The organism is Nonomuraea sediminis (assembly GCF_018531495.1).
Lineage (GTDB): Bacteria > Actinomycetota > Actinomycetes > Streptosporangiales > Streptosporangiaceae > Nonomuraea > Nonomuraea sediminis.
In genome coordinates this window covers 46,718-61,650 of sequence record NZ_JAHDTI010000002.1, presented here as the reverse complement: position 1 = coordinate 61,650, position 14,933 = coordinate 46,718, and the positions used below count along the sequence as shown (strand labels likewise).

General features: G+C 67.1%; 16 protein-coding genes and 1 tRNA gene. 11 read left to right on the top strand and 6 right to left on the bottom strand.

The features are described 5' to 3' along the window. Positions 1-392: 392 nt before the first annotated feature. The 4 genes from KIK09_RS08380 (at position 393) to KIK09_RS08365 (ending at position 3,716) form a co-directional block, all read left to right on the top strand. The gene (locus KIK09_RS08380) at positions 393-893 is read left to right on the top strand and encodes a GNAT family N-acetyltransferase (RefSeq protein WP_214318148.1); all 501 of its coding nucleotides are present in this window, start codon (positions 393-395) and stop codon (positions 891-893) included. Positions 894-1,300: 407 nt separating this feature from the next. After that, entirely contained in the window at positions 1,301-1,954 is a 654-nt protein-coding gene (locus KIK09_RS08375) for a class I SAM-dependent DNA methyltransferase (protein ID WP_214318147.1), read from the top strand. 387 nt (positions 1,955-2,341) lie between these two features. Beyond that, positions 2,342-3,163: a S1 RNA-binding domain-containing protein gene (locus tag KIK09_RS08370; protein WP_308163982.1), complete on the top strand. Its 822-nt coding sequence runs from the start codon at positions 2,342-2,344 to the stop codon at positions 3,161-3,163. 316 nt (positions 3,164-3,479) lie between these two features. Next, positions 3,480-3,716 carry a hypothetical protein gene (locus KIK09_RS08365; RefSeq protein WP_214318145.1) on the top strand — a complete coding sequence of 79 codons (237 nt, stop codon included), beginning with the start codon at positions 3,480-3,482 and terminating at the stop codon, positions 3,714-3,716. A 489-nt stretch (positions 3,717-4,205) separates the two neighbouring features. Here KIK09_RS08365 and KIK09_RS08360 read toward each other — a convergent pair whose 3' ends face one another. Further along, on the bottom strand, positions 4,206-5,024 hold the full coding sequence (locus KIK09_RS08360; protein ID WP_214318144.1) for an MBL fold metallo-hydrolase: 819 nt from the start codon (positions 5,022-5,024) through the stop codon (positions 4,206-4,208). Positions 5,025-5,137: 113 nt separating this feature from the next. On the opposite strand from KIK09_RS08360, the gene KIK09_RS08355 reads away from it, so the two are divergent. From KIK09_RS08355 to KIK09_RS08340, 4 genes are all read left to right on the top strand, one after another. Next, positions 5,138-5,746 (top strand): helix-turn-helix domain-containing protein, encoded by a 609-nt coding sequence (locus KIK09_RS08355; protein ID WP_214318143.1) that lies wholly within the window; start codon positions 5,138-5,140, stop codon positions 5,744-5,746. A 113-nt stretch (positions 5,747-5,859) separates the two neighbouring features. Then, a complete protein-coding gene (locus KIK09_RS08350) occupies positions 5,860-6,126 on the top strand; it encodes a hypothetical protein (RefSeq protein WP_214318142.1) in 267 nt (88 codons plus the stop codon). A gap of 162 nt (positions 6,127-6,288) precedes the next feature. Continuing rightward, positions 6,289-7,152 (top strand): helix-turn-helix transcriptional regulator, encoded by an 864-nt coding sequence (locus KIK09_RS08345; RefSeq protein WP_214318141.1) that lies wholly within the window; start codon positions 6,289-6,291, stop codon positions 7,150-7,152. Between the two features lie 131 nt (positions 7,153-7,283). Beyond that, positions 7,284-8,135: an oxidoreductase gene (locus KIK09_RS08340; protein ID WP_308163981.1), complete on the top strand. Its 852-nt coding sequence runs from the start codon at positions 7,284-7,286 to the stop codon at positions 8,133-8,135. 347 nt (positions 8,136-8,482) lie between these two features. On the opposite strand, the gene KIK09_RS08335 is transcribed toward KIK09_RS08340, so the two are convergent. Both KIK09_RS08335 and KIK09_RS08330 read right to left on the bottom strand, forming a co-directional pair. Further along, positions 8,483-8,555 (bottom strand) — tRNA-Lys (locus KIK09_RS08335). Positions 8,556-8,613: 58 nt separating this feature from the next. Beyond that, a complete protein-coding gene (locus KIK09_RS08330) occupies positions 8,614-9,762 on the bottom strand; it encodes an alpha-hydroxy-acid oxidizing protein (RefSeq protein ID WP_214318139.1) in 1,149 nt (382 codons plus the stop codon). A gap of 63 nt (positions 9,763-9,825) precedes the next feature. On the opposite strand from KIK09_RS08330, the gene KIK09_RS08325 reads away from it, so the two are divergent. After that, complete coding sequence (locus KIK09_RS08325; RefSeq protein WP_214318138.1) at positions 9,826-10,098, top strand: DUF8108 domain-containing protein; 273 nt, start codon at positions 9,826-9,828, stop codon at positions 10,096-10,098. On the opposite strand, the gene KIK09_RS08320 is transcribed toward KIK09_RS08325, so the two are convergent. Then, positions 10,095-11,249, bottom strand: coding sequence for an acyl-CoA dehydrogenase family protein (locus KIK09_RS08320; RefSeq protein WP_214318137.1), 1,155 nt, complete (start codon positions 11,247-11,249; stop codon positions 10,095-10,097). The genes KIK09_RS08325 and KIK09_RS08320 overlap by 4 nt on opposite strands. Before the next feature lie 92 nt (positions 11,250-11,341). On the opposite strand from KIK09_RS08320, the gene KIK09_RS08315 reads away from it, so the two are divergent. After that, complete coding sequence (locus KIK09_RS08315; RefSeq protein ID WP_214318136.1) at positions 11,342-11,620, top strand: PspC domain-containing protein; 279 nt, start codon at positions 11,342-11,344, stop codon at positions 11,618-11,620. Here KIK09_RS08315 and KIK09_RS08310 read toward each other — a convergent pair whose 3' ends face one another. Both KIK09_RS08310 and KIK09_RS08305 read right to left on the bottom strand, forming a co-directional pair. Then, positions 11,621-12,901 (bottom strand): MFS transporter, encoded by a 1,281-nt coding sequence (locus tag KIK09_RS08310; RefSeq protein WP_308163979.1) that lies wholly within the window; start codon positions 12,899-12,901, stop codon positions 11,621-11,623. Between the two features lie 142 nt (positions 12,902-13,043). Beyond that, the gene (locus tag KIK09_RS08305; protein ID WP_250572862.1) at positions 13,044-13,394 is read right to left on the bottom strand and encodes a metallopeptidase family protein; all 351 of its coding nucleotides are present in this window, start codon (positions 13,392-13,394) and stop codon (positions 13,044-13,046) included. A 33-nt stretch (positions 13,395-13,427) separates the two neighbouring features. On the opposite strand from KIK09_RS08305, the gene KIK09_RS08300 reads away from it, so the two are divergent. Further along, positions 13,428-14,870: a metallophosphoesterase family protein gene (locus tag KIK09_RS08300; protein WP_214318133.1), complete on the top strand. Its 1,443-nt coding sequence runs from the start codon at positions 13,428-13,430 to the stop codon at positions 14,868-14,870. Positions 14,871-14,933: the final 63 nt, after the last annotated feature.

Here is a 14,933-nt window from a genome sequence, read left to right as displayed (position 1 = left end):
GTCGACAGCGGCCGGATGACGGAAGAAGGCACTTTGTCCGGCGTACCGAACACAGATGTGCGTGCGGCGATCGGCGTGAGCGCCTCGACCTGCCAGCTCCGCGACGTCCTAGACCCCCATGTTCTCCAGCGGCACGTCCAGGTCGTAGACGAAGTCTCCGAAGCGACGGATGTTGGCGGCCCCGCCGTCCACCCGCGAGCGCATCCGACGCGTGGCGGAGCTGCTCGAGGAGCCGCAGCTGTTTGCTGTGGCGGCGGTGCTGATCGCCGTCGCACTCGCGGCGGTGCCCCGGTTGACCGAGACGCAGCCGACCCCATAGCCGCAGCCAGACGCAAACGAGTCTGCGGTGCTACTGATCGTCCCACTACTCCCCGAGGGCCTAGTCTCCGTTCATGCCGATCCGGTACGCCCTCCCGTCCGACGCGGACGTCATGGCCGAGGTCACCTGTGCCGCGTTCGCCGAGTTCGAGGACTTCGACGTCACCCGCGAGCAATCCGCCGCCAACTGGCGCCGGAACCTCGTTGTGGAGGCGGCTGAACGGCCTCGGCCGCATCACACCAAAGTCGCCGAACTGCTGGACGGGACGGTTATCGGTCTGGTCATGAGCGGCCCGGCGGATCCGAAGCTCGGCTTCGACGCCGAGATCTACGCCCTAGCGATCCGTCCCGGCCATCAGGGCCACGGCCACGGCCGCGCCCTGCTCCGGGCAGCGGCGGTCGACCTGTCCGCCGACGGGTTCGGCTCGCTGGCGATCCGGGTACGGGCCGTCAACCGACGCGCCCGCCGCTTCTACACCTCCCTCGGCGGAGTTCTCGCGGGCGAGGTGCCACCCGACGAGGTCATCTACTCCTGGCCGGAGATCGCAACGCTTCTCAGACCTGGTGCCAGTTGACCTCGGAACAGAAACTGGCCGCTGCTCGGAGTCTGTGGCCGTTGAGTGCCGCGACGTCACGGCTCTCGGTGAACAGGGCATCGATCTCGGCACGGATTCGTCCGTGCGGGGGAGCGGTGTGAGTGACCGTGATTCCCTGTGAGTCCCTCTTGATCACCCTCCTGACGGGCACGCAACGGGCACGCGGGACCGTGAGGAAGGTCTACACCTTCGTCGCTTTGGTGCTCGGTGGGCCGGGGTTGAGACACGAAGCCCCGGACCGTCGATCGCGCCCGCCCCGTGAGGTGATCGGCCACCCTCGGACGATTGTGAGGGTGGTACCGGCATCCGTGCCCCATTGAATACAGAGTGCCTCAGTACTGATCACGTCGGTCCTTGCGCGTTTGGTGATGGCTACGGTAATCGGCATGACCGAACCCTCCTACCTGGCAGCCACTCGCGAGTCCTACGACACCATCGCCGTCGACTATGCAGAGCTCGTCGGAGACGCGCTCACGTCAATGCCGCTGACCCGCGCGATGTTGGCCGCGTTCGCCGAACTCGTACAAGCCGCCCGGCGGGGGCCGGTCGCCGATATCGGGTGCGGACCTGGCCATGTGGCGGCGCACCTGAACGCACTGGGGGTGCCGGAGTTCGGCATCGACCTGTCGCCCAAGATGGTCGAGGTGGCCCGGGAGAGATACTCGGGTCTACGGTTCGAGGTGGGTTCGATGACCGCGTTGGATCTCAAGGACGGCGAGCTGGGCGGTGTCATCGCCTGGTACTCGACCCATCACATCCCAACGGAGCATTTGCCGACGGTGTTCGCCGAGTTCCATCGGACGCTTGCACCAGGTGGTCACCTGTTGCTGGGAACTCACGTCGGCGATGAGCATCGGCAGCTCCAGCACGCATACGGCCACTCGGTGTCGATCGGTTCCTATCTACGGCCGCCGGATCGCATCACTGAGCTGCTCGCTGAGGCCGGGTTGGTCGTCACCGCCCGACTACTCGAAGAGCCAGGCGAGGGGCAGAAGCGCCAATATGTCTGCCTCCTGGCTCGCAAGCATGGACCGTCGTAAGAGGCAAGCGAGCCCATCGGTGATCGGTCGCGGCCTGGAGCTCGAACCCGGAACCTACGGATAAAAGTGGATCGCTTTCACCACACACTGTTCGGGGAACTGAGCTGCTAAAGCTCATATGGCCGTGAGCTAAGCTTCGTTGATCATTCCGGGTATGTTCCGGATCTTGCTGCGGCGATGTGCCAAGCTGCCTGACACGGAGACTGGTTCTCTGCGTAGGGTTCTGGCCGTCAAGCCCAGTGGTCCATGGCTGGTGCTCGTCAACGGGACCTGGAATGTCGAGTCGCGAAATACAGGGATGGATACCCCCTTCGCCAAGTCACGACTGCGGCTCTTGCCACGAGTCCTGCTTGCGACCGCTTCTGGGACAAGCCCGATCATGAGAACGTGGGCAGCGTGGATGGGGCTACGGACGATCAAGACATAGTTGAGATCTTGAAGGCTGTTCAGATCGGCGACGTCGTCTCGGGGACGATCACTGAGGTGGGGCGTCGTGGGGCTTCGGTGAGGCTCGATGGGCGCCTGTGCCTGGTCTCGGCGGACATCGGTGCCCTGGATGTCTCCTGGTGTCGCCTGCCGGATGAGGTCATACAGGTCGGCCGGCGCGTCACCGCTGAAGTAATCGCTGTCGATTCGGAGCAGGCAAGGATCGGCCTGTCGCTGGCCGCGACCGAGAATCCCGAACTCTGGGCATTCTTGAAAGGACTCCGCCCCGGTGAGGTGCTCAGCGGTGTGGTGGCGGATGTACAGCGGTTCGGAGTGTTCGTGGCGCTGGACGATGGGCCATCGCATCCTGTCTACCCGGGCGTAGGATTCATCACGATCCCTGAGCTGTCCTGGCGACATTTCGACGATGTCTCCGAAGTCGTCGAGGTAGGGCAGCGGGTCACATGTTCCGTCCTCTGCTTCGACACCACGAATGGCGAAGCCAGGCTCTCCCTTCGCGCACTTGAACCTGATCCGTTTCAGGAATTCGCCGACGCGGCCCACGAGGGGCAAGAGCTCTGGGGAACGGTGACCAAGCTCGTCCCCTTCGGAGCCTTCGTCAGCGTCGCAGAAGACGTTGCGGGGCTGATTCACCTGGACGAGCTGGCCACGATACCGGCCGAGGCCCCCGACCAGGTCCTTCAGGTCGGCGACCGCGTCAAGGTGGCCATCATTGCCCTGGATCGTTACAGCCGCCGACTATCGCTTTCCTGCAGGCGCTGATTGAACGACGATCAGCCTGCGATCTGGTGTTTCTCGCGCGACGCGCGCACCTTGTGCCCTGGTCTGCTCGGCTTGTCTCGGGTCGATGGCGGGCGGGATGATCAGACTTTCGCCTCAGCCATTTACGGCCCAGACACCCGGTGCGGCGATCATCCCGGAGCCGGGGCGCCCCCGCCGGAGGCGGCCAAGGTGCCACGAGAGGAGCAGTTTGGGAGTCGACGTTGGCTTGATGAGGGTGGTTCGCGTGGGGACGAGTCCTCGGCGAAGGAAGGTCGTTCCTGTCGGTCCTGACCTGGCTGACTCGGATGATGTCTTCGTGCGTCTGGTGGAGAGGGTGCGTGGCCGTAGTCGGGCGCCGATGCTGGAGCGCGTGGATCCTTATGGGGACCTGATCTTGACCTCCGGGGAGATGCCGCAGCTACTCGCTGAACTGGGCTACCTTCGCGGGCTGGCGGCGAGCATCGAGGAACGTGAGCGCGTAGCCCGCCTGGAGCGCCTGGCAGTCATGTGCATGGGAGATCCCGCCCTTGAACTCCGTTTCGCTGGCGATTGAGGCAGCGCCGCCGCGTGAAGAACTTTTGGCAGATCCGCTCCACAAGGTGAAGCTCCGCAAGATCAAGAGGACGGGCGAGACAGACCGTCGCTCTGTGGTGAACCCCATGCAGGCCCGAGAGGTGCTCGTAGGTGGCGGGTAGCGGGGTGGGGCGGGCGACCCGCCGTCTCGGCTCGACGGAATCCGTGTTCTCGGAAGTTGCTGGCGGCGGTTGTGACCTGGCTGGGACCGGATTCTCGAAAGTCGCGACCGGAGTGGACGTCCGGGAAGACGTTGTTCTCGGAAGTACACTCCGGTCGTCATGTTTGATCAGGTCGCCGGGCGGCGCCCGTGGATCCACGGCTGGCCGATGCTGCGGTATTCCTCGACCGGGATGGGCTGGAGGCCGTCGCGCATGCGGCTGGTATCGAGGCGGCCGTCCAGCCGGGCCGGACGAGCTTGCCCTCCTTGGCCGGCATCGCGAGCGGGGTCCGGAGCCGACAGGCTCGATCAGCCGATCGGTGGTGCGAGGTATTCCAGCGCATAACCGTCGCCGGAGGGGGTTACGCGGGCGATGCCGGGTGAGTCGAGGTGGGCGCCGGCTACGAAGTGGTGTGGTCGGGTCAGTTGTTCGAGGAGGGCCGCTCGCGCGGCGCGGGCCTGGGACTGGTTGCCGTCGAGCTCCCAGGACACGTTCGGCTGATCGAATTGGAGCGTGGGAACGTGGACGGTGTCGCCCCAGACGAGAAGGTGGCCGGTGCCGCTCCTGACGTCGTAGACGGTGTGACCGGGTGTGTGGCCCGGTGTCGGGATCGCTGTGGTCCAGTCGTTGATCGCGACCTTCTCCGACACGGGTACGACCCGGTCGCAGATCGGCTCGAGCCGCCCCGTGAACACCGAGGTGTCGCCCGCGCCGATCCACACGCGCTCGAGTTTGGTGAACGCCTCTGAACCGTCCGGCGCGATCAGGCCGCTCACATGGTCTTCGTGGTTGTGGGTGATGGCCACATCGGTGACCTGCGCGCGGTCGATTCCCGCTTCGTCGAGCGCGTCGTAGATCAATCCCATGGTGGGGTCGTGCCAGTTGTCGGACGCACCGGTGTCGATGAGAACCGACCGCGTGCCGTCGGTGACGAAGAAGGCGTTGACCGACAGCCGCAAGTTGTCGCCGGCCAGCGGGACGACGGCCGGCAGCTCATCGAGCGTGCGCCTATCCTCGTCGCGGAGCCGTGTCGGCGGCATGTCGATGTACCCGTCTCGCAATGAGATCACCTGCAGATCGCCGAATTCGAACGTGGCATGGTGCTGGCCACTCGAGATCAAACGCATGGAACCTCCGTCATGTTGGGCGCACATCGTGCGTCTCCGATAGTAGACCATATCTTCTTTAGGAGAATCACTACACTGTGGGGCAGCGAGATACCCATCGATCGAGGAGCACGGTGGTCGAGCAAGACGGAAACGCGGCCGAAGCACAGCACGGTGACGACCTGGCCGGCGCGTTCGGCGGTAACGTGCGGCGACGCCGCGAGGAGGCGGGCCTGACGCTGGAGCAGCTGTCCACACAGTCGTCGGTCAGCCGGGCGATGCTGTCCAAGGTCGAACGCGGTGAGAAGAGCCCGACGATCGGCATCGCGTCCAGGATCGCCCACGCGCTCGACGCGTCACTCTCGGACCTGATCGGTGCGCCGGCTGCTGCCGCGTCTGGTGTGGCCATTGTCATGCGCAAGAACGATCGCCCCGTTTTCCGTGACCCGGAAACCGGCTTCGAGCGGCACATGGTGTCAGCGGCCCCGGGCGCGGGAGGAGCCGAGATGGTCGTCCACTACCTCCCCGCGCAGGTCTCTCTCGGGCTGCTGCCCGCGTATCCGCCGGGTACGGAGAAGCAACTCGTGGTGCTCGAAGGCACCCTCACCGTCGCGATCGGCGGGATCAGCGAGACCCTGAACACAGGCGACTCCCTGTTCTTCCAGGCCGACGCGGACCACGGCTTCGCCAACCGAACGAACGCTCCCTGCGAATACATCATGGTCATCTCGCGCAGAACCTGATCGGGCGCAGCTTGCGGGCTACGGCATTCTTCGAGCAGCTCCGCGGCGTGTCGGTCCGATTCCCGCAAACGTAGTCGTTCCCCGGCCGGCCGAGGCGTCCCGCAATGGTGCGGATGTCCGCACAGATCTCTTCCGGCACAATCGGTGTGGTCTTGTCCGGCGGCAACATCGCCTGGACCACGTTCCGGTCGCTGGTCGGCCGCGCCGGCGGCTGCGGGGGAACTTGTGGGGTGCCTGGCCTGCACGGGAGCGCGCAGCGGACCCTTCATGACGGCATCGGCCTGTTCACCCAGTACGTGAGCGCCGAGCGGATCGCGGCCATCGCCTACGAGGGCGCCGAGGCGGCCGACGATCCGCTCCGGCCCGGTTACGGCCGCTGACCTGCGGCTCAGCGCTTATCGGGAAGTCTCGTCGGAATATGACCACGCCCTCTTCTCGGCGGACCTTGCCCCGTCTCGCGGCCTCGCACGACCTGGTGTGTAGTACTGGCAGGGCCAGCTATGCCCTTGGTTGATCGGCTGGGTGAAGAGCAGACTCTGGGCATGGGCAATAACGACTTGGGCGACTTCCTGCGGGCCCGCCGCGCTGGACTCACGCCGGATGAGATCGGTCTGCCGGTCGAGTTCGGCGCCGGTCGCCGGGTCGCCGGTCTGCGGCGCGGTGAGGTCGCGCAGCTGGCCGGGGTGAGTACCGAGTACTACACCCGTCTGGAACAAGGCCGCGCCCGGCAGCCGTCCGAGCAGGTACTGCATGCTCTCTGCGACGCGCTGCGGTTCGATGACATCGAGCGGCGGCATCTGTTCGCCCTCGCGGGCACCACAGCCGGGCGCAAGGACCGGGCCGAGCACTCGTCACGGCTACGACCGGCGCTGCGACAGGTGCTGGAGTCGATGGATCTGGCTTGTGCTCTTGTCAGCGACCGGAACTTCACTGTCGTCGGCGGGAACACGTTGTGGGCGTTGCTGTTTCCCGGTGTGGCCGAGCTGCCGCGCCGGGAACGGAGCATGGCGCGCTGGACGCTGCTGGATCCGCGTGCTCGCCTGGTGTGGTGCGACTGGGAACGCGTCGCCCGCGACTACGTACACGGGTTGCGGCTGGCCGCCGCCGCCCAGCCGCGAAACCAGCGCATCGCCAACCTGATCGGTGAGCTGATGATGCGCTCACCCGAGTTCCCGGCGTGGTGGTCAGAACATCGCGTCCAGGAACGCAGCACCGGCCTCAAGCGCCTCCGCCACCCTGTCGCCGGTGACCTGGAACTGCAGTACGAGATCTTCACCTCGGTCGCCGACCCGGGCCAATCGCTCGTCGTCTACTGCGCGCCGTCCGGCTCGCCATCTGAGGAGCGCCTGCGACTGCTGGCCAGCTGGGGCAGCGAACCCGCCACCGCGACTACCCGGGAGTCCTGAGCCCCGCCCGATCCCGGCGATCCAGCACCAACACCACCCAGACACGACCCCGCCATATCCGTGGGGGGTCGATGCCGCCGTGCCCACGCACGCTCCGCGGCCTGACACTCATCCACGAAAGGACACCCGTAGTGAGCAAGACATTCCTGATCACCGGCGTCAGCACCGGCCTCGGACTGGCCATCGCCCGACGAGCCCTGGCGGCCGGGCACCGGGTCGCGGGCACCGTGCGCACCGAGCAGCACGCGGCCGACTTCCAGGCACTGGACCCCGACCGCGCCCGGGCCTTCATCCTCGACCTGTCCGACGCGGACCGGATCGAGCCCACGGTGCGGGCCGCCGAAGCGGAACTGGGCCCGATCGAAGTGCTCGTGGCCAACGCCGGCTACGGGCTCGAAGGCACCTTCGAAGAGTCATCGATGGCCGATCTGCGCCGCCAGTTCGAGGTCAACGTATTCGGCACGGTAGCGACCGTGAAAGCGGTCCTACCCAGCATGCGGGAACGGCGCGGCGGCCACATCTTCGTCATCACCTCGATGGGCGGGCACACCACCTTCCCTGGACTGGCGTTCTACGAAGGCAGCAAACACGCTCTGGAAGGCATCACCGACACTCTCGCCCAAGAGGTCACCCAGTTCGGCGTGCGGGTCACCGCCGTAGCTCCCGGCGCGTTCAAAACCGACTGGGCAGGTAGGTCACTGGTCCGCGCACCACGCAGCATCGCCGACTACGACGCACTGTTCGACCCGATCCGGACCCGCCGCCAGGCCCTCGCGGGTCAGGGCATCGGTGACCCCGATCGCGCGGGCGACGCCATCCTCACCCTCCTGGATGTGGAGAAGCCTCCCGTGCATATCCTGCTCGGCTCGGACGCGCTACGCCTGGTCACCGCCGGGCGCCAACGCGTCCAGGACGACTTCGACGCCTGGGAGAAACTCAGCCGCTCCACCGACTCCACCGAAGGCGGAGTAACGGTCGCCTGACGCTGGACAATCCACCAAGACAGCGGCCGGCTACCGACCCACCCGGAGACAGCGACACATCCGACACATGACATATGCGGCATGATCGACGCGCCCACGGGTGAGGACCACGAGATCGAACCCCTCGACAGAGATGAGGCCCGCGACATCCTCGCCGTGGCGCGGACGCGTCACGACCAAGCGATACACCCACATAACCGAAACTCTCGCCGCGGAGGCAGCGGCCCGAATGGGGCGAGCGCTGTGGGACGAGTAACCGCAACGACGCGGCCACAACTGCAACGGGAAATGCAACTGGGCGGGCTTCCGGATCATGGAGATCGGGGAGTCCGCCCAAGTTATTGAGGTAGGGCGCCCGGGGCTCGAACCCGGAACCTACGGATTAAAAGTCCGCAGCTCTGCCAATTGAGCTAACGCCCCTCACGTTCCCCCAGAAGGGTACCGACATCCGCGCCCGCTCCGCGACGCCGTTAACCGGTCACCATAACGTACCGTCACCGCGTACGAGGTCCGAGGGGGTAAGCGTTGACAGGGTCCGGCCTGTGAGGGCCAGGGAGGTCTCGAGGTCCGCCAGGAGGGAGCGGAGGACGTGGCGGACCCCGGGTTCGCCGTCGAGGGCCAGGCCCCACAGGTAGGGGCGGCCCAGGAGGACGAAGCGGGCGCCCAGGGCGAGGGCTTTGAGGGCGTCGGCGCCGGTTCGGAGGCCGGAGTCGAGGGCGACGGTGCACTGGGAGCCGACCGCGCGGGCGATCTCGGGCAGGGCCTGCAGGGAGGACACCGTGCCGCCGAGCTGGCGGCCGCCGTGGTTGGAGACGATGATCCCGTCCATGCCGTGGTCGACCGCGCGCCGGGCGTCGTCGGGGTGCAGGATGCCCTTGAGCAGGATCGGCCCGGGCCAGTTCGCGCGCAGGAACTCCAGCTCCGCCCACGAATGCGCCCGTCCCTGCACCAGCTTGGCCCACAGCTCGGCTCGACGGGCGTCGGAGAGGCCGGCCGTACGGGCGCGGAAGACCGGGTCGGAAAGGGGCGTGGCGAGGCCGATGCCCTTCAGGAAGGGGTTGTAGCCCAGGTCGAGCTCCCGGGGCCGGAAGCCGACCACCCACGCGTCCAGCGTGACCACCAAGGCCGAATAGCCCGACTGGGACGCCCGGGAGAGCAGGCTGGCCGTGATCTCGTCGTCGAAGGGCCAGTAGAGCTGGAACCACCGCGGCCCGCCCACGGAAGCGATCGACTCGAGCGAGTGCGACGCGAAGGAGCTCAGCACGAACGGAAGACCGACGGAGGCGGCGGCCGCGGCAGCCGCCCGCTCGCCGTCCGGATGCATGATCGTCTGAGCCGCGACGGGCGCGAGCGCGACAGGCGCCGGATATGTCTGCCCGAAGAGCTCGACGCTCAGCGAAGGGGGATCATCGGGACCTGTCAGCATCCGCGGCACGATCCGCCACGAGTCGAACGAGGCGCGGTTGGCCCGCGCAGTCGCCTCGTCACCCGCAGACCCCGCCAGGTACTGGAAGGCCTCGACGCTCATGACGGCCCGCGCGGCCTCCTCGAGTGCCGGGAGGTTCACGCTGTACGGCGGCGCCCCCGCATCCCCGTAGATGTCGCGCTGGAAGTCCGTAAACCCCATAAGGAACACGATAAATGGACCATGTCCGGGGAGGAGTGAGCGACCGGCGGACAGAACCCTTAGATGCGACCCAGATACCAGCCGAATCCCGACCCCACGCGCAACCTCGCCATGACCGTGGCACACCTGGCGGCCAGGGGCTGGCGGGTGGAGGCGCAGTCCAACTACGCGGCCACCCTGGTCAGGGCTGGGAAGCCCAGGCACTGCATGCACGCGCTGTTCTCGGCGATGAGCTGCGGCCTGTGGCTCCCCGTCTGGCTGTTCGTGACCGTGAAGGCCAAGGAGCGCCGGGTGACGCTGGTGGTCGACCAAGTGGGCGACGTGCACCAGATCTAGCGATAGGCCGCGATCCCCGTCAGCGCCTCGCCGAGCACCAGCGTGTGGATCTCCTGCGTGCCCTCGTAGGTCAGGACGCTCTCCAGGTTGTTCATGTGCCGGATGACCGGGTACTCCAGGGTGATCCCGTTGCCGCCGAGGATCGACCTGGCCTGCCGGGCGATGTCCAGGGCCGCGCGGACGTTGGCCAGCTTGCCGAAGCTGACCTGCCGGGGCTCCAGCTTCCCCTCGTCCTTGAGCTGCCCCAGGTGCAGCGCCGTGAGCTGGGCCTGCGCCGTCCCGACGTACATCCAGGCCAGCTTCTCCTGCGTCAGCTGGAAGCCCCCGATCGGCTTGCCGAACTGCACCCGCGTCTTCGCATAGTCCACCGCGGCCTCCAGGCACGCCCGGGCGGCGCCCACAACGCCCCACAGAATCCCGAAACGGGCCTCGGAAAGGCAGGAGAGCGGGCCTTTCAGGCCTCGCACCTCAGGCAGTACGGCGGAGCCGGGCAACCGTACGTCGTCGAAGTAGAGTGAGGAGGTCACCGAGGCCCTCAGGGACAGCTTCTTGTGGATCTCAGGGGCGGAGAACCCGGGAGTGTCCGTGGGCACCACGAAGCCCCTGACGCCCTCGTCGGTCTGCGCCCACACCACGGCCACGTCCGCGATCGTGCCGTTGGTGATCCACATCTTGGCGCCGTTGAGCACCCAGTCGTCGCCGTCACGCTTGGCGAACGTGCGCATGCCCGCGGGATCGGAGCCGTGGTCGGGCTCGGTCAGGCCGAAGCAGCCGATCGCCTCGCCGGAGGCCATCCGGGGCAGCCACTCCTGCTTCTGCTCCTCCGACCCGTACTTCCAGATCGGGAACATGGCCAGGGAACCCTGAACCGACACGAAGGACCTGAGCCCGGAATCCCCGGCCTCCAGCTCCCGGCAGGCCACGCCGTAGGACACGGCGTCCGTGCCGGCCGTGCCGTACCCCTGCAGGTGCATGCCGAGCAGCCCGAGCTCGCCGAGGACGGGCGCGAGCTCGCGAGCTGGGAAAACGCCCTGCTCGAACCAGTCGGCGACGTCGGGGAGGATGCGGTCGGCGACGAAGGACTTGACCGTGTCGCGGATCATGCGCTGCTCGTCGCTCAGCCGTTCATCGATGCGCAGCAGATCGTCCATAACGGTCCTCTCCTTCGCTTAGGGGGCTACCAGGGTTTTTACCAGGGGGAATCCTGATGTGCGAACACCGGGTCCGGGGGCAGTCTTGAGGCATGAGCGAATACAACACCAAGCAGCTTCGTCGGACCCACAACGGCAGGATCCTCGCGGGCGTGTGCTCCGGGATCGGCGAGTACATCGGCGTCGACGCCAACCTGGTCAGGATCGCGCTGGCCATCGCCACCCTGTTCGGCGGCGTGGGCGTGGGCGTGTACGCGATCGGCTGGCTCCTGATGCCGGAGGAGGGCAGGGAGACCTCGATCGTCCAGGACCTGTTCAACAAGCAGCAGCAGTCGTCCCCCTGGAGTGACGAGCAGAAGCCGCAGCAGTGATCAGGCGGTGGCCTCGGCTCGGACCCGGGCGGAGGAGTCTCCCCGCGACTCGGTCCAGATCATGGCCAGCACGGCCGCGGTCGTCACCCCGGTGACCCCCGCGAGTGCCACGACCGGCTCTGGACCGACGCGCTCGGCCGCGAACCCGCCCACCAGGATCCCCACGCCCTGCACCGCCATCAGCCCCGACTGCACCAGCCCGAACGCCTGGCCGCGCCGCTCGGCCGGCACACACTGCACGAAGGCCGCGTTCGCCGCGAGCTGGTACGCACCGCCGATCCCCGACAGGACCCACGCCGCGATCACCACGGCCAGCGGCGGCCGCATCGCCGTCACCACCAGCGGCGCGCAGCTCAGTACGGCCAGCCAGCCCATCATCCGCATCCGCCCCGACGGCGTGACGAACCTGCTGAACAGGAAGGCACCCAGTACGGTGCCCGTCGGCATGGCCGCCATCAGCAACCCCGTGATCACGGGCACCGGCAGCGTGCCCGTGTAGAGCCTGGCCGCGTACGGCGCGGCGATCCCCTCCGGCAGGATGTAGAACCCGCACAACCAGGCGAACAGCACCAGGGTCCGCAGCTTCCTGTCGCCGAACACGAGCCGCGCTCCGGCTCGCGTCATGGTCCACATGGACGGTTTGTCGTGCCTGGCCGCCGCTTGGCGCCGCCGTACGCCGGAGATGAGAATCAGCGCCGAGGCCAGGAAGGTCGCGGCGTCGAGCGCCAGCGCGCGGTAGGGGCCCATGGTGGCGATCACGGCGCCGCCGGCCGCGAAGCCGAGCATCTGGACGGCCTGGTTCGTCATGTTCTGCAGGGCCGAGCCCGCCACGTACCGATCGCCCTCGAGCACCTCGGGCAGCAGCGCCGCCCTGGCGGCTGAGAAAGGGGCGCTGAGCAGCACCACGAAGAACACCAGCACGCACAGCGCCCAGAACGGCATGATCGGCAGCGCCATCGCCGCCACCAGCAGGGCGCGCAGGACGTCGCAGGCCATCATCACGCCGCGACGGGCGAACCTGTCGGCCAGGCCGGACAGCAGCGGCCCGCCGGCGATCGAGGGCAGGTAGGTCAGGGCGTAGACGGCCGCGGTCGCCAGCGGCGAGTGGGTGCGGTCGTAGACGAGTACGGCAAGCGCCACCTGGGCCAGTTGGTCGCCCAGCAGCGACAGGCCCTGGGCAGCCCAGAGCGCGCGGAACTCTCTGATGGCGATGACCTCGCCATAGGTGGCTTGGCGTTCGACGGCACGGCGATGTCGCCCCGGCAGCCGTCCTGTCCGCATGGCCCCCATTGGACTCCGCTGTGCCTGACTCAGAGTGTTCGCTATGTTACCTAAGGTGCCCGAACACCTGGCACGCCGCAACCCAAAGCAGCCAGCCCCTTGCAAACTGTAATCGCCGATCGAGAAATCGGCGACATGTCGGTCAGTAGCCGAGCTCGTGGAGTCTTTCGTCGTTGATGCCGAAGTGGTGGCCGACCTCATGGATGACCGTGATGCGTACTTCGTCCACCACTTGCTGCTCCGTATCGCAAATCTGGCATATCGGATTGCGGTAGATCTCGATGCGGTCGGGCAGGACTGCGGAGTACCAGTCGCCGCGCTGCGTGAGGGGCACCCCCGTGTACAGGCCCAGCAGATGGGGATCAGGCGGATCGTCGACGACCGTGACCACGACATTGCTCATCGCCCGGGTCAGGTCGGGCGGGATCGTGTCCAATGCCTCGGCCACGAGTTCTTCGAACTTCTCCCGGGATACCTGGATCACGGTTGCCATTCTGCCTTGTCGGTCGGGTAAGCAAGAAAGCGTATGAAGTACCTGCGAACGCTGAGAGCCGTGGCCGTCCTGTTCGTGGCCGCGGTCGGAGCATGGCTGGGAATCTTCCTCAGCGGCACCGTGGATGCCCAGGTAGGTCCGGTGGAGACCGGGATGTCCCTGCGTCCCGCCTGGCACGGCGAGACCATCGTGGACGCCAGCCCGCTCGGCACGCTCACCTTCCGCACCCATGACGCGCCGCTGCGCCTGCGCATCTCGCTGGAGAACATCGACCAGGACCGGGCCAGAGCCTTCATCGAGGACCCCAAGATCGCCGACAGGCTCCCCGAGATCCTCGAGCGCGACCTGCTGGACGGGGTGCGCGCCCTGGTCATCCGCTCGCTGCTGTGCGCCGGAGCGGGGGCCCTGATCGCGGTCCTGCTGGTGTTCCGCCGCCCCTTGCTGGGATTCGTCGGCCTTGTGGCCACCGCCACGGCCCTGTCGTTGACGGCCGGGATCGCGGTGCTCACCTTCAAGCCGGCATCCCTGGTCGAGCCGCGCTACTCCGGCCTGATCGCCGCCGCGCCGTCCCTGGTCGGCAGCGCCGAGTCGCTCGTGACCAAGTTCGAGTCCTACCGCTCCCAGCTCACCAAGCTTGTGACGAACGTCTCAAAGCTGTACGACACGGTGTCGACGCTGCCCCTCTACGACGCCGACCCCCGATCCATCCGCGTCCTGCACGTCTCGGACATCCATCTCAACCCGATCGCCTGGAACGTCATCCGCTCGCTCAAGGACCAGTTCAGGGCCGACCTGGTCATCGACACCGGGGACATCTCCGACCACGGGACCAAACCGGAGAACAAGTTCGTCGAGGAGATCGGGCGGCTGGGCGTGCCGTACGTCTTCATCCGCGGCAACCACGACTCCGCGACCACCCAGAAGGCCGTGGCGGCCCAGAAGAATGCCATCGTGCTGGACGACTCCGTGCGCACCGTGGCCGGTCTGACCATCTACGGTCTCGGCGATCCGCGCTTCACCCCGGACAAATCAGTCGCCGTCGACTCGGATCCCGCCGTCCTGGAGGCCTTCGGCCGTTCGCATGCCGTACGGCAGGCCGACCTCGTGGGCGTGCACGATCCCGTGGTCGGGAGGGGGTTCTCCGGCACGACCCCGCTGATCCTGGCCGGGCACGAGCACCAGAGATCCACCACGATCCTGCCCAGCGGCACCCGCCTGATGGTCCAGGGCTCCACCGGCGGCGCCGGCCTGCGTGCCCTGGAACACGCGGAACCCACGCCCGTCATGGCCTCCGTCCTGTACTTCGACAAGAAGACCCACCGCCTGCAGGCGTGGGACGACATCACCCTCGGCGGCCTCGGGGAGCAATCGGTGTACATCCAACGTCACGTGGAGCAGGACCCGGGACGTATGATTTCTCCTGTGCCGACGAGCGCCCCGACGCCATCGGGAACGATCACTGGCACGCCGTCATAAGCCACTTTGGCATCAGGGGCAATCGTCCCCTATGCTTCAGAGGTCTCCGACGGCAAGGCGCAG

What these genes read in the sequence shown, in the direction of transcription:
- KIK09_RS08380 (WP_214318148.1), top strand. Translation starts at nt 393, where the DNA reads ATGCCGATCCGGTACGCCCTCCCGTCCGACGCGGACGTCATGGCCGAG.
- KIK09_RS08375 (WP_214318147.1), top strand. Translation starts at nt 1,301, where the DNA reads ATGACCGAACCCTCCTACCTGGCAGCCACTCGCGAGTCCTACGACACC.
- KIK09_RS08360 (WP_214318144.1), bottom strand. Translation starts at nt 5,024, where the DNA reads ATGCGTTTGATCTCGAGTGGCCAGCACCATGCCACGTTCGAATTCGGC.
- KIK09_RS08350 (WP_214318142.1), top strand. Translation starts at nt 5,860, where the DNA reads ATGTCCGCACAGATCTCTTCCGGCACAATCGGTGTGGTCTTGTCCGGC.
- KIK09_RS08345 (WP_214318141.1), top strand. Translation starts at nt 6,289, where the DNA reads ATGGGCAATAACGACTTGGGCGACTTCCTGCGGGCCCGCCGCGCTGGA.
- KIK09_RS08330 (WP_214318139.1), bottom strand. Translation starts at nt 9,762, where the DNA reads ATGGGGTTTACGGACTTCCAGCGCGACATCTACGGGGATGCGGGGGCG.
- KIK09_RS08325 (WP_214318138.1), top strand. Translation starts at nt 9,826, where the DNA reads ATGCGACCCAGATACCAGCCGAATCCCGACCCCACGCGCAACCTCGCC.
- KIK09_RS08320 (WP_214318137.1), bottom strand. Translation starts at nt 11,249, where the DNA reads ATGGACGATCTGCTGCGCATCGATGAACGGCTGAGCGACGAGCAGCGC.
- KIK09_RS08315 (WP_214318136.1), top strand. Translation starts at nt 11,342, where the DNA reads ATGAGCGAATACAACACCAAGCAGCTTCGTCGGACCCACAACGGCAGG.
- KIK09_RS08310 (WP_308163979.1), bottom strand. Translation starts at nt 12,901, where the DNA reads ATGCGGACAGGACGGCTGCCGGGGCGACATCGCCGTGCCGTCGAACGC.
- KIK09_RS08305 (WP_250572862.1), bottom strand. Translation starts at nt 13,394, where the DNA reads ATGGCAACCGTGATCCAGGTATCCCGGGAGAAGTTCGAAGAACTCGTG.
- KIK09_RS08300 (WP_214318133.1), top strand. Translation starts at nt 13,428, where the DNA reads ATGAAGTACCTGCGAACGCTGAGAGCCGTGGCCGTCCTGTTCGTGGCC.